This window comes from Pseudomonas sp. LBUM1671, assembly GCF_059695685.1.
The window spans coordinates 6110871-6136836 of record NZ_CP166782.1; the positions used below are offsets into that span (position 1 = coordinate 6110871).

The 25966-nt window shown below is 60.3% G+C and carries 24 protein-coding genes; 10 read left to right on the plus strand and 14 right to left on the minus strand.

Features of this window, described 5'->3' with window-relative positions:
* Positions 1-37: 37 nt before the first annotated feature.
* Complete coding sequence (locus ACA060_RS28305; protein ID WP_497314483.1) at positions 38-1711, minus strand: putative bifunctional diguanylate cyclase/phosphodiesterase; 1674 nt, start codon at positions 1709-1711, stop codon at positions 38-40.
* Positions 1712-1981: 270 nt separating this feature from the next.
* Here ACA060_RS28305 and rep point away from each other — a divergent pair, with 270 nt between their 5' ends.
* Both rep and ACA060_RS28315 read left to right on the plus strand, forming a co-directional pair.
* A complete protein-coding gene (gene rep / locus ACA060_RS28310) occupies positions 1982-3991 on the plus strand; it encodes a DNA helicase Rep (RefSeq protein ID WP_109626691.1) in 2010 nt (669 codons plus the stop codon).
* An 84-nt stretch (positions 3992-4075) separates the two neighbouring features.
* Positions 4076-4648 carry a xanthine phosphoribosyltransferase gene (locus tag ACA060_RS28315; protein ID WP_109626693.1) on the plus strand — a complete coding sequence of 191 codons (573 nt, stop codon included), beginning with the start codon at positions 4076-4078 and terminating at the stop codon, positions 4646-4648.
* Positions 4649-4776: 128 nt separating this feature from the next.
* Here ACA060_RS28315 and ACA060_RS28320 read toward each other — a convergent pair whose 3' ends face one another.
* The 6 genes from ACA060_RS28320 to dadA all read right to left on the minus strand — a co-directional run bounded on the left by ACA060_RS28320 (position 4777) and on the right by dadA (position 10908).
* Positions 4777-6699, minus strand: a complete 1923-nt coding sequence (locus ACA060_RS28320; protein ID WP_497314485.1) for an acetyl-CoA hydrolase/transferase C-terminal domain-containing protein — start codon at positions 6697-6699, stop codon at positions 4777-4779.
* A gap of 136 nt (positions 6700-6835) precedes the next feature.
* On the minus strand, positions 6836-7261 hold the full coding sequence (locus tag ACA060_RS28325) for a c-type cytochrome (RefSeq protein WP_178082276.1): 426 nt from the start codon (positions 7259-7261) through the stop codon (positions 6836-6838).
* 170 nt (positions 7262-7431) lie between these two features.
* Positions 7432-7980 carry a cupin domain-containing protein gene (locus ACA060_RS28330; RefSeq protein ID WP_007947433.1) on the minus strand — a complete coding sequence of 183 codons (549 nt, stop codon included), beginning with the start codon at positions 7978-7980 and terminating at the stop codon, positions 7432-7434.
* A gap of 128 nt (positions 7981-8108) precedes the next feature.
* Positions 8109-9182, minus strand: coding sequence for an alanine racemase (gene alr, locus ACA060_RS28335; RefSeq protein ID WP_497314487.1), 1074 nt, complete (start codon positions 9180-9182; stop codon positions 8109-8111).
* 96 nt (positions 9183-9278) lie between these two features.
* Entirely contained in the window at positions 9279-9632 is a 354-nt protein-coding gene (locus ACA060_RS28340) for a RidA family protein (protein ID WP_109626698.1), read from the minus strand.
* Entirely contained in the window at positions 9604-10908 is a 1305-nt protein-coding gene (dadA, locus tag ACA060_RS28345) for a D-amino acid dehydrogenase (RefSeq protein WP_109635905.1), read from the minus strand. The genes ACA060_RS28340 and dadA overlap by 29 nt, the downstream gene beginning before the upstream one ends.
* A gap of 157 nt (positions 10909-11065) precedes the next feature.
* On the opposite strand from dadA, the gene ACA060_RS28350 reads away from it, so the two are divergent.
* Positions 11066-11554: an Lrp/AsnC ligand binding domain-containing protein gene (locus tag ACA060_RS28350; RefSeq protein WP_010465173.1), complete on the plus strand. Its 489-nt coding sequence runs from the start codon at positions 11066-11068 to the stop codon at positions 11552-11554.
* A gap of 120 nt (positions 11555-11674) precedes the next feature.
* Here ACA060_RS28350 and ACA060_RS28355 read toward each other — a convergent pair whose 3' ends face one another.
* A complete protein-coding gene (locus ACA060_RS28355; protein WP_007947437.1) occupies positions 11675-12028 on the minus strand; it encodes a YkgJ family cysteine cluster protein in 354 nt (117 codons plus the stop codon).
* A 147-nt stretch (positions 12029-12175) separates the two neighbouring features.
* On the opposite strand from ACA060_RS28355, the gene ACA060_RS28360 reads away from it, so the two are divergent.
* Positions 12176-13468, plus strand: coding sequence for an NAD(P)/FAD-dependent oxidoreductase (locus ACA060_RS28360; RefSeq protein ID WP_497314489.1), 1293 nt, complete (start codon positions 12176-12178; stop codon positions 13466-13468).
* Positions 13469-13610: 142 nt separating this feature from the next.
* On the opposite strand, the gene ACA060_RS28365 is transcribed toward ACA060_RS28360, so the two are convergent.
* Positions 13611-13856 carry a DUF1127 domain-containing protein gene (locus ACA060_RS28365; protein WP_109626702.1) on the minus strand — a complete coding sequence of 82 codons (246 nt, stop codon included), beginning with the start codon at positions 13854-13856 and terminating at the stop codon, positions 13611-13613.
* Between the two features lie 179 nt (positions 13857-14035).
* On the opposite strand from ACA060_RS28365, the gene ACA060_RS28370 reads away from it, so the two are divergent.
* Both ACA060_RS28370 and ACA060_RS28375 read left to right on the plus strand, forming a co-directional pair.
* Complete coding sequence (locus ACA060_RS28370) at positions 14036-15469, plus strand: aminotransferase-like domain-containing protein (RefSeq protein WP_497314491.1); 1434 nt, start codon at positions 14036-14038, stop codon at positions 15467-15469.
* A gap of 60 nt (positions 15470-15529) precedes the next feature.
* Positions 15530-17098, plus strand: coding sequence for a phospholipase D family protein (locus ACA060_RS28375; RefSeq protein WP_497314493.1), 1569 nt, complete (start codon positions 15530-15532; stop codon positions 17096-17098).
* Positions 17099-17172: 74 nt separating this feature from the next.
* On the opposite strand, the gene ACA060_RS28380 is transcribed toward ACA060_RS28375, so the two are convergent.
* Together ACA060_RS28380 and ACA060_RS28385 are read right to left on the minus strand one after the other, a co-directional pair.
* Entirely contained in the window at positions 17173-18318 is a 1146-nt protein-coding gene (locus tag ACA060_RS28380; RefSeq protein ID WP_497314495.1) for an MFS transporter, read from the minus strand.
* Positions 18319-18508: 190 nt separating this feature from the next.
* Positions 18509-20002 (minus strand): aldehyde dehydrogenase, encoded by a 1494-nt coding sequence (locus ACA060_RS28385; protein ID WP_497314497.1) that lies wholly within the window; start codon positions 20000-20002, stop codon positions 18509-18511.
* 238 nt (positions 20003-20240) lie between these two features.
* Here ACA060_RS28385 and ACA060_RS28390 point away from each other — a divergent pair, with 238 nt between their 5' ends.
* On the plus strand, positions 20241-20603 hold the full coding sequence (locus ACA060_RS28390) for a cupin domain-containing protein (protein WP_109626712.1): 363 nt from the start codon (positions 20241-20243) through the stop codon (positions 20601-20603).
* 182 nt (positions 20604-20785) lie between these two features.
* Here the strand turns inward: ACA060_RS28390 and rpmG are convergent, their stop codons facing one another.
* Both rpmG and rpmB read right to left on the minus strand, forming a co-directional pair.
* Positions 20786-20941, minus strand: coding sequence for a 50S ribosomal protein L33 (gene rpmG / locus ACA060_RS28395; protein WP_007894709.1), 156 nt, complete (start codon positions 20939-20941; stop codon positions 20786-20788).
* Between the two features lie 11 nt (positions 20942-20952).
* A complete protein-coding gene (rpmB, locus tag ACA060_RS28400; protein WP_007894701.1) occupies positions 20953-21186 on the minus strand; it encodes a 50S ribosomal protein L28 in 234 nt (77 codons plus the stop codon).
* A 445-nt stretch (positions 21187-21631) separates the two neighbouring features.
* Here rpmB and ACA060_RS28405 point away from each other — a divergent pair, with 445 nt between their 5' ends.
* A complete protein-coding gene (locus ACA060_RS28405) occupies positions 21632-23218 on the plus strand; it encodes an ABC transporter substrate-binding protein (protein WP_497314499.1) in 1587 nt (528 codons plus the stop codon).
* Positions 23219-23347: 129 nt separating this feature from the next.
* On the opposite strand, the gene radC is transcribed toward ACA060_RS28405, so the two are convergent.
* Positions 23348-24022, minus strand: a complete 675-nt coding sequence (gene radC, locus ACA060_RS28410; protein ID WP_497314500.1) for a RadC family protein — start codon at positions 24020-24022, stop codon at positions 23348-23350.
* A gap of 136 nt (positions 24023-24158) precedes the next feature.
* On the opposite strand from radC, the gene coaBC reads away from it, so the two are divergent.
* Both coaBC and dut read left to right on the plus strand, forming a co-directional pair.
* Positions 24159-25367 carry a bifunctional phosphopantothenoylcysteine decarboxylase/phosphopantothenate--cysteine ligase CoaBC gene (gene coaBC, locus ACA060_RS28415; protein WP_497318371.1) on the plus strand — a complete coding sequence of 403 codons (1209 nt, stop codon included), beginning with the start codon at positions 24159-24161 and terminating at the stop codon, positions 25365-25367.
* Positions 25368-25372: 5 nt separating this feature from the next.
* Positions 25373-25828 (plus strand): dUTP diphosphatase, encoded by a 456-nt coding sequence (dut, locus tag ACA060_RS28420; RefSeq protein ID WP_109626720.1) that lies wholly within the window; start codon positions 25373-25375, stop codon positions 25826-25828.
* The last annotated feature ends 138 nt before the right edge of the window (positions 25829-25966 follow it).

The window sequence follows — 25966 nt, forward strand, 5'->3', positions numbered from 1 at the left end:
CCTTCGCGGGCAAGCCTCGCTCCTACAGGGGCTGTGGTTAGCTCACCACTTCCAGGGCGGGCTGCTGGCTGCTGCCAAACGTCAGATACTCAATCAACTCCGCCAACGGCAGCGGCTTGCTGATCAGATACCCCTGCACCTGATCGCAGCCAAACCCGCGCAACAAATCCAGTTGCTCCGCCGTTTCCACGCCTTCGGCCACCACTTCAAGATTGAGGTTGTGCGCCAGGTTGATCATCGCGTGGACCAGTTTGCGGTTCTCTTCGCGCTCTTCCATGCCACCGACAAAGCTCTTGTCGACCTTCAGCAAGGCAATCGGCAGGCTGTTGAGGTGCACGAAGGACGAGAACCCGGTGCCGAAGTCATCCAGTGAGAAGCGCACGCCCAGGCGCCCGAGGGCATCCATGGTCTGCTTCACCAGGTCGCTGCGGCGCATCACAGCGGTTTCGGTCAGTTCGAACTCCAGCCATTGCGCCTCGACGCCGCGCTCGGCGATCAGCCGGCTCAGGGTCGACAGCAATTGGCTGTCCTGAAACTGCCGGAACGACAGGTTGATCGCCATGTGCAGCGCCGGCAAACCGCGCTCGCGCAGCGCCTGCATGTCCCGCAGGGCCCGGGAAATCACCCAGTAACCGAGCGGCACAATCAGACCGCTTTGCTCGGCCAGCGGCACGAACTCGCTGGGCGCCAGCAAACCGCGCTCGGCATGTCGCCAGCGCACCAGGGCTTCGAGGCCGACGATCTGGCCGTCCTCCAGGTTCAGGCGTGGCTGGTAATGCAACTCCAGCTCGTCACGGCGCAAGGCCCGGCGCAGCTCGCTTTCGAGGTCGGCCATGCTGCGGGCATTGCGGTTGATGCGTTCGTTGAAGATATGAAAGGTGCAGCCCTGAGTGCTCTTGGCCTGCTGCATGGCGATGTGTGCGTGCCACATCAGCGGGTCGGCGCCGGCCTGGGCCCGGGCGTGGGCGATACCGAGGCTGGAACCGATCAACAGGCTTTCGCCGTCGACCCAGTAAGGCTCGGCCAGGGCTTCAGTGATGCGTTCGGCCATCCATTCGGCGCGTTGAGGCGCACGGCGGGTGTCGATCAACAGGGCGAATTCGTCGCTGCCCAGCCGCGCCAGCTGATCGCCGGCCTCAAGCTGGCTTTTCAGGCGCGCGACCACTTGCAGGATCAAGCGGTCGCCGGCCTGGTGGCCGAGGGCATCGTTGGCGTGTCGGAAGTTGTCGAGATCAAGGTGACCGAGGGCCAGGCCGCGGCCGTCGTTTTCCGCCAGGCGCGCGGCGAGCAAGGTCTGGAAACCCTGGCGATTGGCGATGCCGGTCAGCGGGTCCTGCTCGGCCAGGCGCTGCAGGGTGTTTTCCAGCAAGCCGCGTTCGCGCACATGGCGCAGGCAGCGGCGCAACATGCCGGGATCGAGATGATCGCGCACCAGCCAGTCGCTTACGCCATCCGGCGGCGCCAGTGGCTCGTGCTCCAGCAATAACACCGTCGGCAAGCTGCAACGGCCAGGAAGCGGCTGAAGCGCAGGAATCGTCAACAACACCGCATTGCGGTTGTCATCGAACAGACTGCTGACCGACTCCCAGCTCGGCGCGCTGATGAGCACGGCCGAGCTCCCCATCGGAGCCAGACACTCGCGCAACAACGCTGTCCACGCCGGCTCTTCAGCCAGTAGCAGCAAACGCAAGGGTTCGACAGGCGTAGACAAGCTAGCTCCCTAGACTCTGCAAAGATGTAGGCGGCAGGCATTATGCCGCGCCATCAACCAATGACCAAATGACCAAATGACATCAGTTATCAAACGTGGCTTTGTGTCTGGAATACGAACATTAGCCGCAAATACACCGCGCATCCTGCTTGAAAGTATCAAAACCGGCAAATAGAGATAGCGTGTTGCGTCACAAGTCGGAGAGAGCAGCACAATTCGCTGAGCCTGTTAAAATGCCGGCCCATTTCATAAACGACTCCCTGATCCTGTATGTCCCGACTCAATCCCCGGCAGCAAGAAGCCGTGAGCTACGTCGGCGGCCCTCTTTTGGTGCTCGCCGGCGCAGGCTCCGGCAAGACCAGCGTGATCACCCGCAAAATTGCTCACCTGATCCAGAACTGCGGCATCCGCGCCCAGTACATCGTCGCCATGACCTTTACCAACAAGGCCGCGCGCGAGATGAAGGAACGAGTCGGCACCCTGCTCAAGGGCGGCGAAGGCCGTGGCCTGACGGTGTGCACGTTCCACAACCTGGGCTTGAACATCATCCGCAAGGAACATGTTCGCCTGGGCTACAAGCCGGGCTTCTCGATCTTTGACGAAACCGACGTCAAAGCCTTGATGACCGACATCATGCAGAAGGAATACTCGGGCGACGACGGCGTCGACGAGATCAAGAACATGATCGGCTCGTGGAAAAACGACCTGATCCTGCCGCCCGAAGCCCTGGAAAACGCGCGCAACCCCAAGGAACAGACCGCCGCCATCGTCTACACCCACTATCAGCGCACGCTCAAGGCGTTCAACGCGGTGGACTTCGACGACCTGATCCTGCTGCCGGTGAAGCTGTTCCAGGAACACGCCGACATCCTCGAAAAATGGCAGAACAAAGTCCGCTACCTGCTGGTGGACGAATACCAGGACACCAACGCCAGCCAGTATTTGCTGGTGAAGTTGCTGATCGGCACGCGCAACCAGTTCACCGTGGTGGGCGACGATGACCAGTCGATCTACGCCTGGCGTGGCGCCCGTCCGGAAAACCTGATGCTGCTCAAGGACGACTATCCGTCGCTGAAAGTGGTGATGCTCGAGCAAAACTACCGCTCCACCAGCCGCATCCTGCGCTGCGCCAACGTGCTGATCTCGAACAACCCGCACGAATTCGAGAAGCAGCTGTGGAGTGAGATGGGCCACGGCGACGAAATCCGCGTGATCCGTTGCCGCAACGAAGACGCCGAAGCCGAGCGCGTGGCCGTGGAACTGCTGACCCTGCACTTGCGCACGGACCGGCCGTACAGCGATTTCGCGATCCTGTATCGCGGTAACTACCAGGCCAAGCTGATCGAGCTGAAGCTGCAGCACCACCAGATTCCGTATCGTTTGTCCGGCGGCAACAGTTTCTTCGGACGTCAGGAAGTGAAAGACCTGATGGCCTACTTCCGCCTGATCGTGAACCCGGATGACGACAACGCCTTCCTGCGGGTGATCAACGTGCCACGCCGGGAAATCGGTTCGACCACCCTGGAGAAGCTGGGCAACTACGCTACCGGGCGCAAAATCTCGATGTACGCCGCCACCGACGAAATCGGCCTGGGCGAGCACTTGGACGCGCGCTTCACCGATCGCCTGTCGCGCTTCAAGCGCTTCATGGACAAAGTCCGCGAGCAATGCGCCGGCGAAGACCCGATCTCGGCGCTGCGCAGCATGGTCATGGACATCGACTACGAGAACTGGCTGCGCACCAACAGCTCCAGCGACAAGGCCGCCGACTACCGCATGGGCAACGTGTGGTTCCTGATCGAGGCGTTGAAGAACACGCTGGAGAAGGACGAAGAAGGCGAGATGACCGTGGAGGACGCCATCGGCAAACTCGTCCTGCGTGACATGCTGGAACGTCAGCAGGAAGAGGAAGATGGCGCCGAAGGCGTGCAGATGATGACCTTGCACGCCTCCAAGGGTCTGGAATTTCCCTACGTGTTCATCATGGGCATGGAAGAGGAAATCCTCCCGCACCGCTCCAGCATCGAAGCCGACACCATCGAAGAAGAACGCCGTCTGGCCTACGTCGGGATTACCCGCGCACGTCAGACCCTGGCCTTCACCTTCGCCGCCAAGCGCAAGCAATACGGCGAGATCATCGATTGCGCGCCGAGCCGCTTCCTTGACGAGCTGCCGCCGGACGATCTGGCGTGGGAAGGCAATGACGACACCCCTGTTGAAGTCAAAGCCGTTCGCGGCAATACCGCATTGGCTGATATACGGGCGATGTTAAAGCGCTAGAATTGAGCACTTTTTAACCGAGTATTTTTTTCCCAAGCATTTTTGACAAGCTAGGCGCGTACGGCGCCAGTAGAGGAACGCTTCATGGAAGCACTGCACCAGAAAATTCGCGAACAAGGCATCGTGCTTTCCGATCAGGTCCTGAAGGTCGACGCCTTTTTGAACCACCAGATCGACCCGGCCCTGATGAAGCTGATCGGCGATGAATTCGCTGCGTTGTTCAAGGACTCGGGCATCACCAAAATCGTTACGATCGAAGCCTCGGGCATCGCTCCGGCGATCATGACCGGCCTGAACCTCGGCGTACCGGTGATCTTCGCGCGCAAGCATCAGTCCCTGACCCTGACTGAAAACCTGCTGTCGGCGACCGTTTACTCGTTCACCAAACAGACCGAAAGCACCGTGGCGATCTCCCCGCGTCACCTGACCAGCAGCGACCGCGTGCTGATCATCGATGACTTCCTGGCCAACGGTAAGGCATCGCAAGCGCTGATCTCGATCATCAAACAGGCCGGCGCCACCGTGGCCGGTTTGGGGATCGTGATCGAGAAGTCGTTCCAGGGTGGGCGTGCCGAGCTGGATGCGCAGGGTTATCGCGTTGAATCGTTGGCTCGGGTGCAGTCGCTGAAGGATGGCGTTGTCACCTTCATCGAATAACCCGCAACACCGCATTTCCCCTGTGGGAGCCAGCCTGCTGGCGATGGCGTCATGTCAATCAACATATTCATGACTGACAGACAGCCATCGCCAGCAGGCTGGCTCCCACAGTTGTTTTGTGGTGGGCGTTATTGCGCGGTGGCTTTGAGGCCGGTGAGCAGCAGTCGCTGAAACAGGTCCTCTTTCAACCCCTCAGGGTTGGTCAGCTGCATCCGCTCCAGATGCTCGGGAAATTCCGAAGCCTCAGGCGCATCCAGCGCAGCCTTGCCCAACTCCAGAATCTCCGTCAGCTTGAACTTGCTCTTCAACCAGTTCAGCGCCCGCAACAAGTCCCGCTCTTCAGCCGTGAAATCACACCCCAGCGGATACTCCGGAAACAACTTCGCATGCCGCGCCTGAATCGCCTGCAAGCGCTCCGGGGTGTTGTCGGCAAAACGCGGATCGATACGGAAACCCTTCGGCAACTTGCCAACATTTTGCGCCTGCTCGATCAGGCCCGACTGGAACCGTGAGTCGCTGATGTTCAACAACGCCTCGATCACCGCCGCGTCGGTCTTGCCGCGCAGATCGGCGATGCCGTATTCGGTGACTACAATGTCCCGCAAATGCCGCGGGATCGTGCAGTGGCCGTATTCCCAGACGATGTTCGAACTGACCTCACCGCCCGCCTCACGCCAACTGCGCAGCAGCAGCACCGACCGCGCGCCCTCCAGCGCATGGCCCTGGGCGACGAAGTTGTATTGCCCGCCGACACCGCTGAGTACACGCCCGTTCTCCAACTGATCGGCCACGCCGGCACCGAGCAGGGTCATGGTGATCACGGTGTTGATGAAGCGCGCATCCAGGCGCTGCAAGCGTTTGAGTTCTTCCTGACCGTAGAGCTCGTTGATATAGCTGATGCGGGTCATGTTGAATTCGAGCCGCTTGCTTTGCGGCAGCTCGCGCAGGCGCTCGTAGAAACTGCGCGGCCCGAGGAAAAACCCGCCATGCACGCTGATGCCGTCGGTTTGCGCGGCTTCGTCGAGGGTGCCGGCATTCGCGTGTTGCTGGGTCGGTACGTCCGGGTAGACCTTTCGCCGAATGATCCCGGCGTCGGCCAGCACCAGCAGACCGTTGACGAACATCTCGCTGCAACCGTAAAGGCCTTTGGCAAAGGGGTCGGTGCCGCCCTCGCGGTCGATCAACTGCGCCCACTGGCTGAGGTTGATCTCCGTCAGCAACGCCTTGTAACCGGCATTGTCGGCCTGGCGCGCCAGCAACGCTGCGGTCAAGGCATCGCCCATGGCACCAATGCCGATCTGCAAGGTGCCGCCGTCGCGCACCAGCGTGCTGGCGTGCAAGCCGATGAAATGATCCTGAAAACCTACTGGCATGTTGGGCGTGGAGAACAACGTGGTGTTGTCCTTCTCGTCGATCAGCAGGTCGAACGCGTCGATGCCGATTTCGGCGTCACCGGGCATGTAGGGCAAGTCGTTGTGGACTTGGCCCACCAACAGGATCGTCTCCCCCGCCTCCCGGCGCTTGGCGATCATCGGAAACAGGTCGAGGGTGATGTCCGGGTTGCAGCTCAGGCTCAGGCGATCCGGGTGCTCGGAATGGCTGGCCACCAGCTGTGCAACCAGGTTCAAACCGGCGGCGTTAATGTCCCGCGCGGCGTGGCTGTAGTTGCTGCTCACGTAATCCTGCTGGGCCGACGCGCTGTGGAGCAGGCTGCCGGGCTGCATGAAAAATTGCTGGATATGAATGTTCGCCGGCAGGCTGTCTTTATGCAGGTCGGCAAGGAAGTCCAGCTCCGGATAATCGCCAAAAACCCGCTCGATAAAGGGTTCGAGAAAGCGCTTTTGCAAACCATCGCCCAAGGCAGGACGGCCCAGGCACAGGGCGGTGTAGATCGTCAGCTGCCGTTCGGGCAATTGCGCGATGCGCTGGAACAACGCGTTGACGAAGTGGTTGGGTTTGCCCAGGCCAAGGGGTAAGCCCATGTGAATATGCGCCGGCAACCGCGCCAATACGTCATCGACCGCTTGCTCGATAGAACACAGCTGCACCATCTGATCCTCCCTTACATTCCTTGAATTGGGGTTGGACCGAGCTTGCCGGGCCTTTACTGCAAAGAATAGTCCCCAAGGCAAAATCGCAGGCACAAAAAAGCCGCTCGTAAGCGGCTTTTTCGCTGTAGATGAACGCTTATTTCAAGCCGGACATCTTCTCGATGGCGCCTTTGAGATCGGCGTCTGTGCAATCGGCACAGGTGCCTTTCGGTGGCATGGCGTTGATGCCGGAGATCGCCTTGGCGAGCAGACCATCAACACCCCCCTCCTTCTTGGAACGCTCGCCCCAAGCAGCGGCATCACCGACTTTCGGTGCGCCCAACAGGCCGGTACCGTGGCAAGCGTTGCAATGTTTCGCAATCACAGAGTCAGGGGTCTTGGCATCACCGCCACCCGCCGAAGCAGCGACTTCCATCCCCTTGCACTCTTGACCCGTCACGCAGACCTGGCCGACTGGCTCAAGGCGTTTGGCAATATCGTCGTTGGTCGCAGCTTGAGCGCTGACAGCCCATAGGGCCAATACGGTTGCTGGTGCAGCCAGCATTTTCATAATTAGATTCACGCGTTCACCCTCAATGGTGGCTAGTCACGCCCACGGCCACGGTTCGCAGGCGGGCGCAAGTATAACGGTAAGCCCGCCGCACTGAAACAACCCCAAAGTCGAAGGGGTCTTGTTACGCGACGGAAAAACGCTTCGGGTGCCTTTGCCGTGCTGGCAGGACGCCTCTTCTCTTAGAAATTCGCGGGCGTGGCTGCGCTGATTAGTCGCGCCGGCGCATCGAACGGATTACGGAAACGGTGTGGCTTGGTACTTTCAAAGTAGTAGCTGTCGCCGGCTTCGAGCACAAAAGTTTCGAGCCCGACCACCAGTTCCAGTCGCCCTTCCACCAAAATGCCGGTTTCCTCGCCCTCATGGGTGAGCATCTCGTCACCGGTGTCGGCGCCAGGCGGGTAGATTTCATTGAGGAACGCGATAGCCCGGCTCGGGTGCGCCCGGCCGACCAGTTTCATGGTCACTGCGCCATCGGAAATATCGATCAGCTCGTTGGCTTTGTAGACGATCTGCGTCGGTTTTTCCTGCAGGATTTCTTCGGAAAAGAACTCGACCATGGACATGGGAATCCCGCCCAGTACCTTCCTCAGCGAACTGATCGAGGGACTGACGCTGTTCTTCTCGATCATGGAAATCGTGCTATTGGTGACACCCGCGCGTTTGGCGAGCTCACGCTGGGAAAGACCTTTGAGCTTACGGATGGATTGCAGTCGTTCACCGACGTCCAATGCTGGAGCCTCCAGGGATTCAGGTTGTAGAAATATTGAGCGTTATCATGGCGACAGCGTTCAGTATTTACAACACTTGGGCCTGAATCCTGTTCGGCCAAACGACTTCCGGTACGGCCTGCTGACCGCTAACCCTCGGAATAGAGCTTTGGCACCCGGCGCAGGTTGCAGAAGATCTGATAGGGAATCGTGTCTGCGGCGGCAGCCACCTCGCTGGCGAGGATGTTCTTGCCCCACAACTCGACGGTCGAACCCAAGCCAGCCTGCGGCACATCAGTCAGGTCGATGCAGAGCATGTCCATCGACACGCGGCCTATCAACTGGCTGCGCTGCCCAGCGACCAATACTGGCGTGCCGGTTGGTGCCTGACGCGGGTAACCATCGGCATAACCCATGGCCACTACGCCCACACGCATCGGCTTGGGGGTGATGAATTTGGCGCCGTAGCCGATCGGCTCACCGGCCGGCAGTTCACGCACGCAAATCACTTTCGATTCCAGGGTCATCACCGGTTGCAGACGGGAAGCCACGGCGTTGGCTTCTTCAAACGGCGTGGCACCGTAGAGCATGATGCCCGGGCGCACCCAGTCGCTCGGAATCTGCGGCCAACCGAGTACCGCCGGCGAATTGCGCAGGCTGATCTCGGCCGACAAACCCTTACGCGCCGCTTCAAAAACAGCGACCTGCTCGGCACTGCTTTGATCGTGCAGCTCATCGGCCCGGGCGAAGTGGCTCATCAATACAATCTTCGCGACTTTGACGCTGGCCAGCAGTCGTTGATAGGCCGCGTGATAATCCTTTGGATGCAGACCCACCCGGTGCATGCCCGAGTCGAGTTTGAGCCAGACCGTGATCGGCTTGCTCAACGCAGCTTGCTCGATGGCTTCGAGCTGCCACAACGAATGCACCACGCACCAGAAATCATGCTCGACGATCAGCGACAGCTCATCGGCCTCGAAAAAACCTTCCAGCAACAACACCGGCGCACGAATACCGGCAGCCCGCAGCTCCAACGCCTCTTCGATACAGGCGACGGCAAAACCGTCCGCCTCGGCTTCCAGCGCCTGGGCGCAACGCACCGCGCCATGGCCGTAGGCATCGGCCTTGATCACGGCGAGGGCCTTGGCCCCCGTCACTTCACGGGCGATCTGGTAGTTGTGACGCAGGGCTTGAAGGTCGATCAGGGCACGGGCTGGACGCATGGCGGCAGGCTTCTAGGCGGTCATGGGAATAAAAACCGGCGCTGGCTGGCGGCGTGAACCGCCAACAGCACCGGGAGAGGGATCTGTCTGACAGGCTTATGGCAGAGCGGCGACAACCGACAGCTCAACCAGGATTTCCGGTTCGCACAGCTTCGACTCGACCGTCGCACGGGCCGGGGCGACGCCTTTTGGCAGCCACTTGTCCCACACCGCGTTCATGCCTTCGAAATGCGCGTCGATGTCTTTCAGGTAAATCGTCACCGACAGCAAACGGCTCTTGTCAGTGCCGGCCAGATCGAGCAAACGCTCGATATTGGCGAGGGTTTCACGGGTCTGCTGTTCAATCCCGGCACTCATGTCGTCGCCGACTTGCCCTGCCAGATAGACGGTGCCGCTGTGGACAACGATCTGGCTCATGCGCTCATTGGTGAGCTGGCGCTGGATTGACATGTTTTGCGGACTCCTGAGTTTTGTTTCCATAGCGAGAAATATCGAGGCCTTCGGCGCTGATCTGCGGCGTTTTCTTCGCCATCAGGTCAGCCAGCAAACGACCGGAGCCGCAGGCCATGGTCCAGCCGAGTGTGCCGTGACCGGTGTTCAGGAACAGGTTCTTGAACGGTGTGGCGCCAACGATTGGCGTGCCGTCCGGGGTGGTCGGACGCAGACCAGTCCAGAAACTCGCCTGGGCCAGATCGCCGCCCTGAGGATAAAGGTCGTTGACGATCATCTCCAGGGTTTCGCGCCGACGCGGGTTCAGCGACAGGTCAAAACCGGCTATCTCAGCCATGCCGCCGACGCGGATGCGGTTGTCGAAACGGGTGATCGCGACCTTGTAGGTCTCGTCGAGAATGGTCGAAGTCGGGGCCATCGCCGGGTTGGTGATCGGCACGGTCAGGGAGTAACCCTTGAGCGGATACACCGGGGCCTTGATGCCCAGCGGCTTGAGCAATTGCGGCGAGTAGCTGCCGAGTGCCAGTACGTAGCGGTCAGCGGTTTCCAGCTTGCCGTCGATCCACACGCCGTTGATGCGATCACCGGCGAAGTCGAGTTTCTGAATGTCTTGACCGAAGCGAAATTCCACGCCCAGTTTCACGGCCATTTCGGCCAGTCGAACGGTGAACATCTGGCAATCGCCAGTCTGGTCGTTCGGCAGGCGCAAGGCACCGGCGAGGATATCGGTGACGTTGGCCAGGGCCGGCTCAACGCGGGCAATACCGGCGCGGTCGAGCAGTTCGAACGGAACGCCGGACTCTTTCAATACGGAAATGTCTTTCGCGGCGCCGTCCAGTTGAGCCTGGGTGCGGAACAGTTGCGTCGTACCAAGGCTGCGGCCTTCGTAGGCAATGCCGGTTTCGGCACGCAATTCGTCGAGGCAGTCACGGCTGTACTCGGACAGACGGACCATGCGCTCCTTGTTCACCGCATAACGGCTGGCGGTGCAGTTGCGCAGCATCTGCGCCATCCACAGGTATTGGTCGATGTCGGCGGTGGCCTTGATCGCCAGCGGTGCGTGACGCTGCAGCAGCCATTTGATGGCCTTGAGCGGCACGCCCGGCGCGGCCCAGGGCGAGGCATAACCCGGAGATACCTGCCCGGCGTTGGCGAAACTGGTCTCCATGGCAGCGGCGGGCTGACGGTCCACCACCACCACTTCGAACCCGGCACGCGCCAGATAATAAGCACTGGTGGTACCGATGACGCCGCTACCCAAGACCATAACGCGCATTTTCATATCCCTCATCGCGGCTTGCCGCTGACGTTCGTAGTTGTCGAGCATTGATGTGCGCAGTGTAAAAAAGATTAGGCAGTGCTTTTCACTATATAACTGCCTATATTTGGCGAGAATTCTCGGCAAAAACCCTTTTCACGGAGGCGCATCCCCTATGCGTACCAACACTCAAACCAAACGTGAGCTGGACAAGATTGACCGCAACATCCTGCGGATCCTGCAAGCGGACGGGCGCATCTCTTTCACCGAGCTTGGGGAAAAGGTCGGGCTCTCGACCACGCCGTGTACCGAGCGGGTCCGGCGCCTGGAGCGCGAAGGGATCATCATGGGCTACAACGCCCGCCTCAATCCGCAGCACCTCAAGGGTAGTCTCCTGGTGTTCGTCGAGATCAGTCTCGACTACAAATCCGGCGATACTTTCGAAGAGTTCCGACGTGCGGTGCTGAAACTGCCCCACGTGCTGGAGTGCCATTTGGTGTCAGGGGATTTCGACTACCTGGTGAAGGCGCGGATTTCCGAGATGGCGTCGTACCGCAAATTGCTGGGCGACATTTTGCTCAAGCTGCCGCATGTGCGCGAATCCAAGAGCTATATCGTGATGGAAGAGGTGAAGGAGAGTTTGTGCCTGCCAATTCCGGATTGAGGCTTTGTGGTGTCTGTTCAGACCCCATCGCTAGCAGGCTAGCTCCCACAGTTGATCTTCGGCGGACATAGATTCAGTGGAAGCTAGCCTGCTAGCGATTACAGGCGACTCGGTCTTCCCTCAGACGAGGACCTGCCGAGTAGAAGCCATGTACTCATGAATCTGCTTCTCCACCCGCGGATGAATCAGCTCCACCGGCCCCCGACCGTTCGGGCACGGCAAGGTCTTGGTAGTGCCAAACAGGCGACAGATCAGCGGCCGCTCGTCATACACCGTGCAGCCGTTGGGCCCAAGGTGCACACAGTTGAGTTCATCCATCGCCGCGTCCTGCTCGGCGCGGGTCTTGCGCGGCAAGCGGGACATTTCTTCCGGCGAGGTGGTCACCGGCCCACAGCAGTCATGGCAGCCGGGCACGCACTCGAACGAGGGGATTTGCTGGCGCAGCGTGCGGATTTTCTGACTGTTGCAGCTCATCGAAGCGGTAACCAAAAGCGGGATAGACCGGGAGTCTGACGCAAAAGCCTCGATCCAGACAGCATCAACCGACCAATGTTGCCGCTGCCGGAAGGTCCGGCTTATGCTCCGTCACATTTTCCAGACACATGAATCAGGGACGCTCACATGAATGCCCGTGCCCAGCACACCGCCTCTTACTACGCCGCCAGCAGCCTGTCGCAGCCTGATCATCCGGTGTTGCAAGGCGACCTGGTGGCGGACGTGTGCGTGGTCGGCGGCGGGTTTTCCGGGCTGAACTCGGCGCTCGAACTGGCAGAACGTGGCTTCAGCGTGGTGCTGCTGGAAGCGCGCAAGATCGGCTGGGGCGCCAGCGGACGCAATGGCGGGCAGTTGATTCGCGGCGTCGGCCACGGCCTCGATCAGTTCGCCAATGCGGTCGGCACCGACGGCGTGCGCCAGATGAAACTCATGGGCCTGGAAGCCGTGGAAATCGTCCGTCAGCGCGTCGAGCGTTTTCAGATCCCTTGCGACCTGACCTGGGGTTACTGCGACCTGGCAAACAAGCCCCGCGACCTCGAAGGCTTTGCCGAAGACGCCGAAGAGCTGCGCGGCCTCGGCTACCGCTACGAAACCCGGCTGCTGCAAGCCAATGAAATGCACACGGTGGTGGGTTCGGACCGCTACGTCGGCGGCCTGATCGACATGGGTTCGGGCCATCTTCACCCGCTTAATCTGGCCTTGGGCGAAGCAGCCGCCGCGCAGCAGCTGGGCGCGAAGCTGTTCGAACAATCGGCAGTGACCCGAATCGACTACGGCCCCGAAGTCACCGTCCATACCGCCCAAGGCTCGGTTCGCGCCAAGACGCTGGTGCTGGGCTGCAACGCCTACCTCAACGAACTCAACCCCGAACTCAGCGGCAAAGTGCTGCCCGCCGGCAGCTATATCATTGCCACCGAGCCATTGAGTGAAGAACTGGCGCATTCACTACTGCCGCAGAACATGGCGGTCTGCGATCAACGGGTGGCGCTGGATTACTACCGGCTCTCGGCGGATCGACGTTTGCTGTTTGGCGGTGCTTGCCATTATTCAGGCCGCGACCCGCAGGACATCGGTGCATACATGCGGCCGAAGATGCTGGAAGTCTTCCCGCAACTGGGCGGGGTCAAGATCGACTATCAATGGGGCGGGATGATCGGCATCGGCGCCAACCGCCTGCCACAGATTGGCCGGCTCAAGGACCAGCCGAATGTGTATTACGCCCAGGCTTACTCGGGCCATGGGGTGAATGCCACGCATTTGGCGGGCAAGTTGTTGGCTGAGGCTATTAGTGGTCAGCAGGGAGGAGGGTTTGATCTGTTTGCCAAGGTGCCGCATATCACCTTCCCGGGCGGCAAGCATTTGCGTTCGCCGTTGCTGGCGTTGGGGATGTTGTGGCATCGGCTTAAAGAGTTGGTCTGAAGGATTTCAGTGCCTGTACCGACGCCTTCGCGGGCAAGCCCGCTCCCACAGGGTTAGGTGGTGAGCGCAAATTTTGTGAACAACACCAACCCTTGTGGGAGCGGGCTTGCCCGCGAAGACAGCCGCAATAACACCGCAAAACTCAGATCCGCCAGAATGGCTTGAGCCCCTCCTCCCGCGCCTGCTCCCGACTCAAACCGACATCCCTCAGTTGCTCCGGCGTGAGCGTCAGCAACGCCTTGCGCGTGTGCAGACGATGCCAGAACAGGCCCCAGCGACTCAGGCCGGACGGCGCGTTGCGCATGACCGCCTCGCGTGCACCGTTTATTTGCCCTGCCGCCAGTTCCTGACTGTGAATCGTCAGCCGCACATCACTCAAGCCGTTCATTTTGATTACTCCTGTTTACTTGGGTAGCCAGAGCTTTCATGATGCGCGGACGGCGAAAAGCATTACAGATTCAACAAGTCTGTATTAACTCCATACAGATTTACCGATTTAGCGTCTGAATCGTATATTTTCACTCGATCTGTATTGGTTAACCGAATCACCCACACCGAGACTGCGCCATGACCCTTTACGTCAACCTCGCCGAATTGCTCGGCACACGTATTGAACAGGGCTTCTATCGCCCCGGTGACCGGCTGCCGTCGGTGCGGGCGTTGAGTGTCGAGCACGGGGTCAGCCTGAGCACGGTGCAGCAAGCGTATCGAGTGCTGGAAGACAGTGGGCTGGCAACCCCGAAACCCAAATCCGGCTACTTCGTACCGGTGGGTCGCGAACTGCCGGAGCTGCCGGCCATCGGCCGCCCGGCCCAGCGCCCGGTGGATATTTCGCAGTGGGATCAGGTACTGGAATTGATTCGCGCGGTCCCGCGCAAAGACGTCGTGCAACTGGGCCGCGGCATGCCGGACATCACCACGCCGACCATGAAACCGCTGCTGCGCAACCTCGCGCGAATCAGCCGTCGGCAGGACATGCCCGGTCTGTATTACGACAACATCTACGGCACCCTCGAACTGCGCGAACAGATCGCCCGCCTGATGCTCGATTCCGGATGCCAGTTAACGGCCCACGACCTGGTGGTGACCACCGGTTGCCACGAAGCGCTGTCCACCAGCATTCGCGCCATCTGCGAGCCGGGGGATATCGTGGCGGTGGACTCACCGAGCTTTCACGGCGCCATGCAGACCCTCAAGGGGCTGGGCATGAAAGCCCTGGAAATCCCTACCGACCCAATCACCGGGATTAGCCTCGATGCCCTTGAACTGGCCCTGGAGCAGTGGCCAATCAAGGCCATACAGTTGACGCCCAACTGCAACAACCCGCTGGGCTACATCATGCCGGAATCGCGTAAACGCGCGTTGTTGACGCTTGCACAGCGATTCGACGTGGCGATTGTCGAAGACGATGTGTATGGCGAGCTTTCCTACAGCTACCCGCGCCCGCGCACGATCAAATCCTTCGACGAAGACGGCCGTGTCCTGCTGTGCAGTTCGTTTTCCAAGACCCTGGCGCCTGGCTTGCGTATTGGTTGGGTTGCACCCGGCCGGTATCTGGAGCGGGTGCTGCACATGAAATACATCAGCACCGGCTCCACGGCACCACAACCGCAGATTGCGATTGCCGAGTTTCTCAAAGCCGGGCATTTCGAACCGCATTTGAGGCGGATGCGCACGCAATACCAACGCAATCGCGACCTGATGATCGACTGGGTCACGCGCTATTTCCCCGCCGGCACCCGCGCCAGTCGCCCGCAAGGCAGCTTCATGTTGTGGGTTGAACTGCCGGACGGCTTCGACACCCTGAAACTGAATCGTGCCCTGCACGATCAGGGCGTACAGATTGCCGTCGGCAGCATCTTTTCCGCCTCGGGCAAATACCGCAATTGCTTGCGGATGAACTACGCTGCCAAGCCAACACCGCAGATCGAAGAGGCTGTGCGCAAGGTCGGCGCCGCGGCGATCAAACTGCTGGCGGAAACGGATTACATCACTGACTGACCTTTCTCAGGAATCCAGCGTCCATATGCCGACATTTGCCGCCAATCGGAACGATCCCACGTGAGAGTCAGACAGCCCCTGCTCGCTCTTCTGCTACTCGCCTCGTTCCTGGGCGGTTGCGCCAGCTTCGATGTTCAGCGCGAACCGAGCCAGGCCTTACCCGCCAGCGATTCGGCATTCGGTCGTTCAATCCAGGCTCAGGCCGCACCCCATGAGGGCCGGTCCGGCTTTCGTTTGCTGTCCAATAGCAGCGAAGCCTTCATGGCCCGCGCCGAGCTGATCCGCAACGCCCAAAGCAGCCTCGACTTGCAGTACTACATCGTGCATGACGGCATCAGCACGCGGATGCTGGTGGATGAATTGCTCAAGGCCGCCGACCGCGGCGTGCGCGTGAGAATCCTGCTCGATGACACCACCAGCGACGGTCTGGGCTGGATCATCGCGACCCTCGCTGCGCACCCGCAGATCCAGATCCGCCTGTTCAACCCGCTGCACCTGGGCCGCGCCACGGGCGTGACGCGCACCATGGGCCGCTTGTTTAACCTGTCGTTGCAACACCGACGCATGCACAACAAGCTGTGGCTGGCAGACAACAGCGCGGCCATCGTCGGCGGTCGCAACCTCGGCGACGAATACTTCGATGCCGAGCCCAACCTGAATTTCACCGACATCGACATGCTCGGCGTCGGGCCGGTGGCCGAGCAGCTTGGCCATAGCTTCGATCAGTACTGGAACAGCGCGCTGAGCAAACCGATCGACGAATTCCTGTCGAGCAGACCGACGCAAAAGGACCTGCAAAATACCCGCACGCGTCTGGAAGAATCGTTGGAAGAGACCCGCAAGCAGAATCATGCGCTGTATCAGCAGTTGATGACTTACACCACCAAGCCACGCATGGACATCTGGCGCCGGGAGTTGATCTGGGCCTGGAACCAGGCGTTGTGGGATGCACCGAGCAAGGTCTTGTCGGACGGCGAGCCTGACCCGCACTTGCTGCTGACCACGCAACTGGCGCCTGAACTGACGGGCGTCAGCAAAGAATTGATCATGATCTCGGCTTACTTCGTACCGGGTCAGCCGGGGCTGGTGTACCTCACCGGCCGGGCCGACGCCGGGGTGTCGGTGCACTTGTTGACCAACTCGCTGGAAGCCACGGATGTGCCGGCCGTGCACGGCGGTTATGCGCCTTATCGCCGGGCGCTGCTGGAACATGGTGTGAAGCTGTACGAACTGCGCCGCCAGCCCGGCGAAGGTGGCGGCAGCGGGCCGCATATTTTTTACAGCAAGTCCTTCCGGGGTTCTGATTCCAGTTTGCACAGCAAGGCGATGATCTTCGATCAGCAGAAATCCTTCATCGGCTCGTTCAACTTCGACCCGCGCTCGGTGCTGTGGAACACCGAAGTCGGGGTGCTGGTGGACAGCCCCGAACTTGCCGCGCATGTGCGCAAAGCGGCCATGGAAGGTATGGCGCCGACCTTGAGTTATCAGGTGCAACTGGAAAATGACCGGATCGTCTGGCAGACCGAAGACAACGGCAAAATGCACACGCTGACCAAGGAACCAGGAAGCTTGTGGCGCCGCTTCAATTCCTGGTTCAGCACGGCGGTCGGGCTGGAGCGGATGCTCTGACCGACGATGAACACCCCTGTGGGAGCGGGCTTGCTCGCTCCCACAGGGATATGTGATTGGTTGGCAGTTTGGGTTTAGGCAGGCTCGGCCACCGTGCCAAACGCGCCTTGACGCATCAGCAAAATCACCAACCCAAACGCCCCCGCCGCCATCAGCAACGGCAACGCATGCCCGCTGATCCACTGGCTGCCAGCACCGGCGGCCAACGGCCCGATCAGACAACCGATGCCCCACAGCTGCGCAATGTGCGCGTTGGCCCGCACCAGCGCATCGTCGCGATAGCGTTCGCCGATCAGGATCAGCGACAAGGTGAACAATCCCCCGGCGCTGGCGCCGAACAGCACCCACAACGGCCAGATCAGCAACGTGTCGATGAGCAACGGAATCGCCAGGCTCGAGACCAGCAACACCACCGCACAACCGGTGAACAGCGTGCGTCGCGACAAGCGATCCGCCAGCGCGCCAATCGGCAGCTGCAGCAAGGCATCCCCCACCACCACGGTGCTGACCATTGCCAGCGCGATGTCTGTGCTGAAGCCCTGACGCAGGCAATACACCGGCAACAAGGTCAGGATCATCGCTTCAAACGCCGCGAACAACGACACCGCCCAGGCAATCGCCGGCAGACCTCGGCAAAAGCCCCACAAGTCGCTGAAGGTCACGCTGCAGGCTTCACTGGTCGGTGCGCCGCTGCGGCCCAGCAACAGGAACGGCGCCGCCGTCAGCAAGCCGACGCCGACCCAGAAGCCGTAATCGTGTTCGGTGCCCAGAACCCCCAGCAGCAACGGCCCGGCGAGCTGACTCAGCGCATAGCTGCTGCCGTACAGCGCCACCAATCGACCGCGCCATTGTTCGACCACCAACTGGTTGATCCAGCTTTCGCCGAGGATGAAGACCAGGGTCAGGATCACCCCGATCATCAGGCGCAACAGCAGCCAGATCGGGTAACTCGGTAACAGCGCCAGCAAGCCGATGGACACCGCCCCGGCCCACAGGCACAGACGCATCAGATTGGCCGTGCCAAGGCGCGAGGCCAGATGGCTGGAGATCTTCGCCCCCAGCAATACGCCAATCGCCGGCATGGCGGCCATCACGCCGATGGCGAACGAACCGTAACCCCAGCCTTCCAGGCGAAACGACACCAGCGGCATGCTGACACCCAGGGCCAGGCCGACACTCAAGACAGACGCCAACACGGCGAAATAAGTCGCCCAACGCATTGCCCGCGCTCCTGTGGATATTTTTTTTCACAGACGACACAAAACAAATGTGGGAGCGGGCTTGCTCGCGAAGAGGCCATCACATCCAACATCATCGTTGGCTGTTACGGCGCCTTCGCGAGCAAGCCCGCTCCCACAGGGGATCTGCGTCGCTCAGGAGCCCGGTTGATTGCCGGGCTCCTTCACTGACTTACAACTTGATCCAGGTCGCCTTCAGCTCGGTGTACTTGTCGAACGCATGCAGCGACTTGTCGCGACCGTTGCCGGACTGCTTGAAGCCACCGAACGGTGCGGTCATGTCGCCGCCATCGTATTGATTGACCCAAACGCTACCGGCACGCAGCGCCTTGGCAGTCAGGTGAGCCTTGGAGATGTCCTTGGTCCACACCGCTGCGGCCAGGCCGTACGGCGTGTCGTTGGCAATCGCAACGGCCTCTTCGGCGGTGTCGAAAGTGATGACCGACAGCACTGGGCCAAAGATCTCTTCCTGAGCGATTTTCATCGCGTTGGTCACGCCGTCGAAAATCGTTGGCTCAACGTAGGTGCCACCGGATTCCTGCAGCGTACGCTTGCCGCCAGCCACCAGTTTGGCGCCATCGCTATGGCCGGATTCGATGTAGGACAGCACGGTGTTCATCTGCTGGGTATCCACCAGCGCGCCGACGTTGGTCGCCGGGTCCAGCGGGTTGCCCGGCTTCCAGGTTTTCAACGCTTCGATCACCAGCGGCAGGAAGGTGTCCTTGATCGAACGCTCGACCAGCAGACGCGAACCGGCGGTGCAGACTTCGCCCTGGTTGAAGGCGATGGCACCGGCCGCCGCTTCGGCTGCGGCTTGCAGGTCCGGGGCATCGGCGAACACGATGTTCGGGCTCTTGCCGCCGGCTTCAAGCCAGACGCGCTTCATGTTCGATTCGCCCGAGTAGATCAGCAATTGCTTGGCGATCTTGGTCGAACCGGTGAACACCAGGGTGTCCACGTCGTTGTGCAGGGCCAGGGCCTTGCCGACAGTGTGGCCGTAACCTGGCAGCACGTTCAGCACACCTTTCGGGATGCCGGCTTCAACGGCCAGCGCAGCGATGCGGATGGCGGTCAGCGGGGATTTTTCGGACGGTTTGAGAATCACCGAGTTACCGGTGGACAGCGCCGGGCCGAGTTTCCAGCAGGCCATCATCAACGGGAAGTTCCACGGCACGATGGCGCCGACGACGCCAACCGGCTCGCGGGTCACCAGACCCAGCTGATCGTGCGGGGTGGCCGCGACTTCGTCGTAGATCTTGTCGATGGCTTCACCGCTCCAGCTCAGGGCTTGCGCCGCGCCGGGAACGTCGATGTACAGGGAATCGCTGATCGGCTTGCCCATGTCCAGGGTTTCAAGCAGGGCCAGCTCTTCGGCGTGCTGCTTGAGCAGGCCGGCGAAACGGATCATGGTGGCTTTGCGTTTGGTCGGCGCCAGGCGCGACCAGACACCGGAATTGAACGTGGCGCGGGCGTTTTCAACAGCGCGTTGGGCGTCAGCGGCGTCACAGCTGGCGATCTTGCCCAGCAGACGGCCATCGACCGGGCTGATGCACTCGAAGGTCTCGGCGGAGACGGCATCGGTGTACTCGCCATTGATGTAGGCGCGGCCTTCGATCTTCAGATCGAGAGCCCGTTGCTCCCAATCGGCACGAGTCAGGGTGGTCATTCGAGTGTCCTCCTCTTGGTGAATACGAGCGCCCTGCGGTCTTCGCGGGCGCTGTCAGGAATTCTGCCCAGCCAGCCTGATTTTTCGGCCCAAGGCAACCGCCACCCTAAACCAGCGGCCGGTGTAGTTTCAATATATTTGACATAAGGCCGGCAAACGGCCTTGCGATGTTCATTTTAATAAACATAGACTTTGGGTCTTTCCAGCCATCGCGCCGCAATCACGGGGACTTACAACAATGAATATCCAGGATGTCGTCGACTTCAGCCTCGCCACTACCGAGCCCGAGCGCTATAAGCCGGACCAGGCAAAAATCCTGAAGGGCGATCCCGAGCAAGTGGTCTACAACCACTACAACAGCCCTTGCGGCCAGTTGAATGCAGGCGTGTGGGAAGGTGCTGTTGGCCAGTGGCATGTGAACTTCACCGAGCATGAGTACTGCGAAATCATTCAGGGCGTTTCCGTGCTGCGCGACAACGAAGGCAACGGCAAGACCCTGCGCGCGGGCGATCGCTTCGTGATCCCGGCGGGTTTCCGCGGCACTTGGGAGGTGCTGGAAACGTGCCGCAAGATCTATGTGGCGTTTGAACAGAAGGCTTGAGGATTTGTGTTAGCCGGGCCGGCCTCTTCGCGGGCAAGCCTCGCTCCTACGGTGAATGGCGTCTGTTCTGTAGGAGCGAGGCTTGCCCGCGAAGGGCACTAACAGGCAACACATAACCCGCAGGCAACAAAAAAGGCCCGTATCTCGCGATACGGGCCTTTTTCGTAAGGAGGAAAAATCAATTACTTGATTTTGCCTTCTTTGTAGATCACGTGCTTGCGAACAACCGGATCAAATTTCTTGATCTCGATTTTGTCCGGAGTAGTACGCTTGTTCTTGTCGGTAGTGTAGAAGTGACCAGTACCGGCGCTCGAAATCAAACGAATCAATTCACGCATGATTAGCTCCCTTAGATCTTGCCGGCTTTGCGGATTTCGGCCAGCACGACAGTGATGCCACGCTTGTCGATGATACGCATGCCTTTGGCAGATACGCGCAGACGCACGAAACGTTTCTCTTCTTCAACCCAGAAGCGGTGATGCTGCAGGTTCGGCAGGAAACGACGACGGGTTTTGTTGTTTGCGTGGGAAATGTTATTCCCAGTCACCGGACCCTTACCGGTAACTTGACATACTCTCGACATGCCTCAGCCCTCTAAAACCACATGCCCAACCCGGCATGGGTTGGCCGCTTAATCTCTCAGTCATTTGGCGCCAGGCGCCGCGTTTCTTTAGAGGTCTTACCGGCTACACCTACAGTGAAGGAACCGGGCCCCTAGAAAAGAGCGCTGCTTTATACCAGAAAGACTGAAGAGCAACAACATTCCGTGTGCGCGGACTTGATAAATTCCCCATTTTTCCGGCGCCGGGCGCCTTGGATAAAGGCTGTCGTCGATTAAGACCGCTCGTCGCAGAGAATCGGCCAATCGACCGATTCCGGGTTTTCCTCGGCCCGCATCACCGAAAACAAGCGCACATAGTCCCCTTAAAATGAAAAAGGGGATAGTCATTTGCAAAAGAGCCCACTAGGGTAAGCCTTTTCCAGACTGCACTTGCAGATGGGCCTTCGATCTGTAAAGGAATCCGACCATGCGCCTCGCTGCCCTACCGCTGTTGCTCGCCCCGCTCCTGCTGAGCCCGCTGGCCCATGCCGCCGCCCTGAGCGTCTGCACCGAGGCCAGCCCGGAAGGGTTCGACGTGGTGCAATACAACTCGCTGACCACCACCAACGCCTCGGCCGACGTGCTGATGAATCGCCTGGTGGACTTTGACACCGCCAGCGGCAAAGTGGTCGCCAGCCTCGCGGACAGCTGGGAAGTGACGCCCGACGGCCTGACGTATGTGTTCAAGCTTCACCCACAGGTGAAATTCCACCGCACCGAGTACTTCAGCCCGACCCGCGAGCTGACCGCCGAAGATGTGAAGTTCAGCTTCGACCGTATGCTCGACCCGGCGAACCCGTGGCACAAAGTCGCCCAGAGCGGTTTCCCGCACGCCCAGTCGATGCAGTTGCCGGCGCTGATCAAGAAAATCGACGCACTGGACCCGCTGACCGTGCGCTTTACCCTCGATCACCCGGACTCGACCTTCCTCGCGACCCTGAGCATGGGCTTCGCCTCGATCTATTCCGCCGAATACGCCGACAAACTGCTGAAGGCCGGCACGCCCGAGAAGCTCAACAGTCAACCAATCGGCAGCGGCCCTTTCGTGTTCACCCGCTTCCAGAAAGACGCGTCGATTCGCTACAAGGCCAACCCGGACTACTTCCGTGGCAAACCATCGGTTGACCCGCTGATTTTCGCCATCACGCCGGATGCCAACGTGCGATTGCAGAAATTGCGTCGCAACGAGTGCCAGATCGCCCTGTCGCCAAAACCACTGGACGTACAGGCCGCGCTGAAAGAACCGACCCTGAAAGTCGAAAAGACTGACGCCTTCATGACCGCGTTCGTCGGCATCAACAGCCAGCATCCACCGCTGGACAAACCTGAAGTGCGCCAGGCCATCAACCTCGCGTTCGACAAAGCCAACTACGTCAAAGCCGTGTTCGAAGACACCGCCGAGGCCGCCAACGGCCCGTACCCGCCCAACACCTGGAGCTACGCCAAAGGCTTGCCGGGTTATCCGCATGACGTCGAGAAGGCCAAGGCATTGATGGCCAAGGCCGGACTCAAGGACGGCTTCCAGACCACCATCTGGACCCGACCTTCCGGTAGCCTGCTCAACCCGAACCCGAGCCTCAGCGCGCAAATGCTGCAATCGGACCTCGCGGAAATCGGCATTCAGGCCGAGATTCGGGTGATTGAATGGGGCGAACTGATTCGCCGCGCCAAGGCCGGTGAGCACGATTTGCTGTTCATGGGCTGGGCCGGCGACAACGGTGACCCGGACAACTTCCTCACGCCGCAGTTTTCCTGCGCCGCGGTCAAGTCCGGCACCAACTTCGCCCGTTACTGCAACCAGGAGCTGGACAAGCTGATCAGCGCCGGCAAGACCACTGGCGAGCAAGGTGTGCGTACCAAGCTCTATGAACAGGCCCAGGCGCAGATTCAGCAGCAAGCGTTGTGGCTGCCGCTGGCTCACCCAACTGCCTTCGCGCTGACGCGTAAAGTCGTTGAGGGTTACTCAGTCAGCCCGTTTGGTCGCCAGGACTACTCCAAGGTCAATCTCAAATAACAGCCACACCACAAAACCCTGTGGGAGCGGGTTTGCTCGCGAAGACGGTGTATCAGGCAGCAATGATGGTGACTGACACTCCCTCTTCGCGAGCAAGCCCGCTCCCACAGGGGATTTGTGTTCGCCCCGCTACATCCACCCGTACTCAGCCATCGACAGCGGATCGCCATCCCCGATGATGAAATGGTCAAGCACTCGCACATCGATCAGATCCAACGCCTCTTGCAGGCGCTTGGTCAGCGTTCGGTCGGCTTGACTGGGATTGGTATTCCCCGACGGATGGTTGTGGCAGAGGATCAACGCTGCGGCGTTGTGGGCCAGTGCGCGCTTGACCACTTGCCTCGGATAGACACTGGTGCTGTCGATGGAGCCGCGAAACAGCACTTCAAAGGTCAGTACTTGATGCCTGGAGTCGAGAAAAAGACAGCCGAACACCTCGTGGGGTTCGTGGCGCAACATTGATTTCAGGTAATCCCGAACGGCCTGTGGATTTTCCAGCGCCGACTTCTGGCGCGCACGCTCAGCCAAATGCCGCCGGCCCATCTCCTGTGCCGCTTGCAACTGCGCAAATTTCGCGGGCCCGAGCCCCAATTGCCTGCTGAATGCTTCCTGATCGGCCTCGAGCAGTGCGCGCAGACTGCCAAACTGATTCAACAGGTGTCGCGCCAGATCTACCGCGCTTTTACCCGATACGCCGGTTCGTAAAAAAATCGCCAGCAGCTCGGCGTCCGAAAGGCTTCCCGAGCCCAACTCAAGCAACCTCTCCCGCGGCCGCTCGGCCGCCGGCCAATCACGAATACTCATAGCACCTCCCTGGAATATGGGCGCCGCTGTTCCATAGCGGTCGCTGTGATATCGTAGCCCATCTTTTTTGCGGGCGATTTCATCCCTGGGGAGGGGGTATCGCCACGCAGTCATCAACGAAATGAAAGGCAGACCTATGCAGCGGCTGTATCGGAAACGCATCGTTCTGGGCGTCGGCGGCGGTATTGCTGCCTATAAGAGCGCCGACCTGGTTCGCCGCCTGATCGACCAGGGTGCCGAAGTGCGCGTGGTCATGACCCGTGGCGGCAGCGAGTTCATCACCCCGTTGACCATGCAAGCCTTGTCCGGCCACCCGGTTCGTCTCGACTTGCTGGACCCGGCGGCTGAAGCTGCCATGGGCCATATCGAGCTGGCCAAGTGGGCCGACATGGTGCTGATCGCCCCCGCTACGGCGGACCTGATCGCTCGTCTGGCCCAAGGCATTGCCGACGACCTGCTGACCACGCTGGTGCTGGCCACCGACGCTGTGGTCGCCGTTGCCCCGGCGATGAACCAGGCCATGTGGCGCGACCCGGCGACGCAGGCCAACCTGCAAATCCTCGAAAGCCGCGACATCAAAGCCTTTGGCCCGGCCTCCGGCAGCCAGGCCTGCGGTGACGTCGGCCTGGGCCGTATGCTCGAAGCCGTCGAGCTCGCCCAGTGCGCGGCGGACTGCTTCAAACGTCAGGCATTGACCGGCAAACACGTGCTGATCACCGCTGGCCCGACCCAGGAAAACATCGACCCGGTGCGTTACATCACCAACCACAGCTCCGGCAAAATGGGCTTTGCCCTGGCCGAAGCCGCCGTGGAAGCCGGTGCTCGCGTCACGTTGATCACCGGCCCTGTGCACCTGCCGACCCCGGATCGCGTCACTCGCATCGACGTGGTCAGCGCCCGCGACATGCTCGCCGCCTGCGAAGCCGCAATCCCTTGCGACCTGTTTATCGCCTCGGCAGCGGTCGCGGATTACCGTCCGGAAGTCGTCGCCCCACAGAAACTAAAGAAAGACCCTACGAACGGCGACGGCTTGTTGCTACAGATGGTGCGTAACCCGGACATCCTGGCCACCATCGCCACACGCCCTGACCGTCCGTTCAGTGTCGGTTTCGCTGCCGAAACCGAACACCTGCTCGACTACGCTGCCCGCAAGTTGAAAGACAAAAACCTCGATCTGATCGTCGCCAACGACGTCGCCAACCCGAGTATTGGCTTCAACAGCGAGGAAAACGCCTGCAGCGTGATCGACCGTGAGCTTCACGCCACACTTTTCGCCCAGACCAGCAAGAGCAAGATTGCTCGCCAGCTGATCACTTTTATCGCCGAACGTCTGAACCAGGTTTAATTTACATGCACGCTTTGCAAGCCAAGATCCTCGACCCCCGCATCGGTACCGAATTCCCGCTGCCGCAGTACGCCACGCCAGGCTCCGCCGGCCTCGACCTGCGCGCCATGCTGGAAAAAGACATTGTGATCAAACCGGGTGAAACCGTGCTGATCCCAACCGGTCTGTCCGTCTACATTGGCGATCCGGGCCTGGCCGCGCTGATCCTGCCGCGCTCCGGTCTGGGCCATAAGCACGGCATCGTGCTGGGCAATCTCGTCGGTTTGATCGACTCGGATTACCAGGGTCCGCTGATGGTTTCGTGCTGGAACCGCGGCCAGACGGATTTCAACATGGTGGTCGGTGAGCGTCTGGCTCAACTGGTGCTGGTACCAGTGGTTCAAGCGCACTTCGAGATGGTCGAAGAGTTCGTTGAAACCGAACGCGGCGCCGGTGGTTTCGGGCATTCCGGCAGCCATTGATCCGATAAAGAACCCTGTGGCGAGGGAGCTGGCTCCCGCTGGGCTGCGAAGTGGCCCCAAGATTTTGTGAGTGCCGCGCACCCAAGCGCAAGCAAGCCTCCTCGCCACAATTCGCACAACGTTCATCTGGAAGGTTTG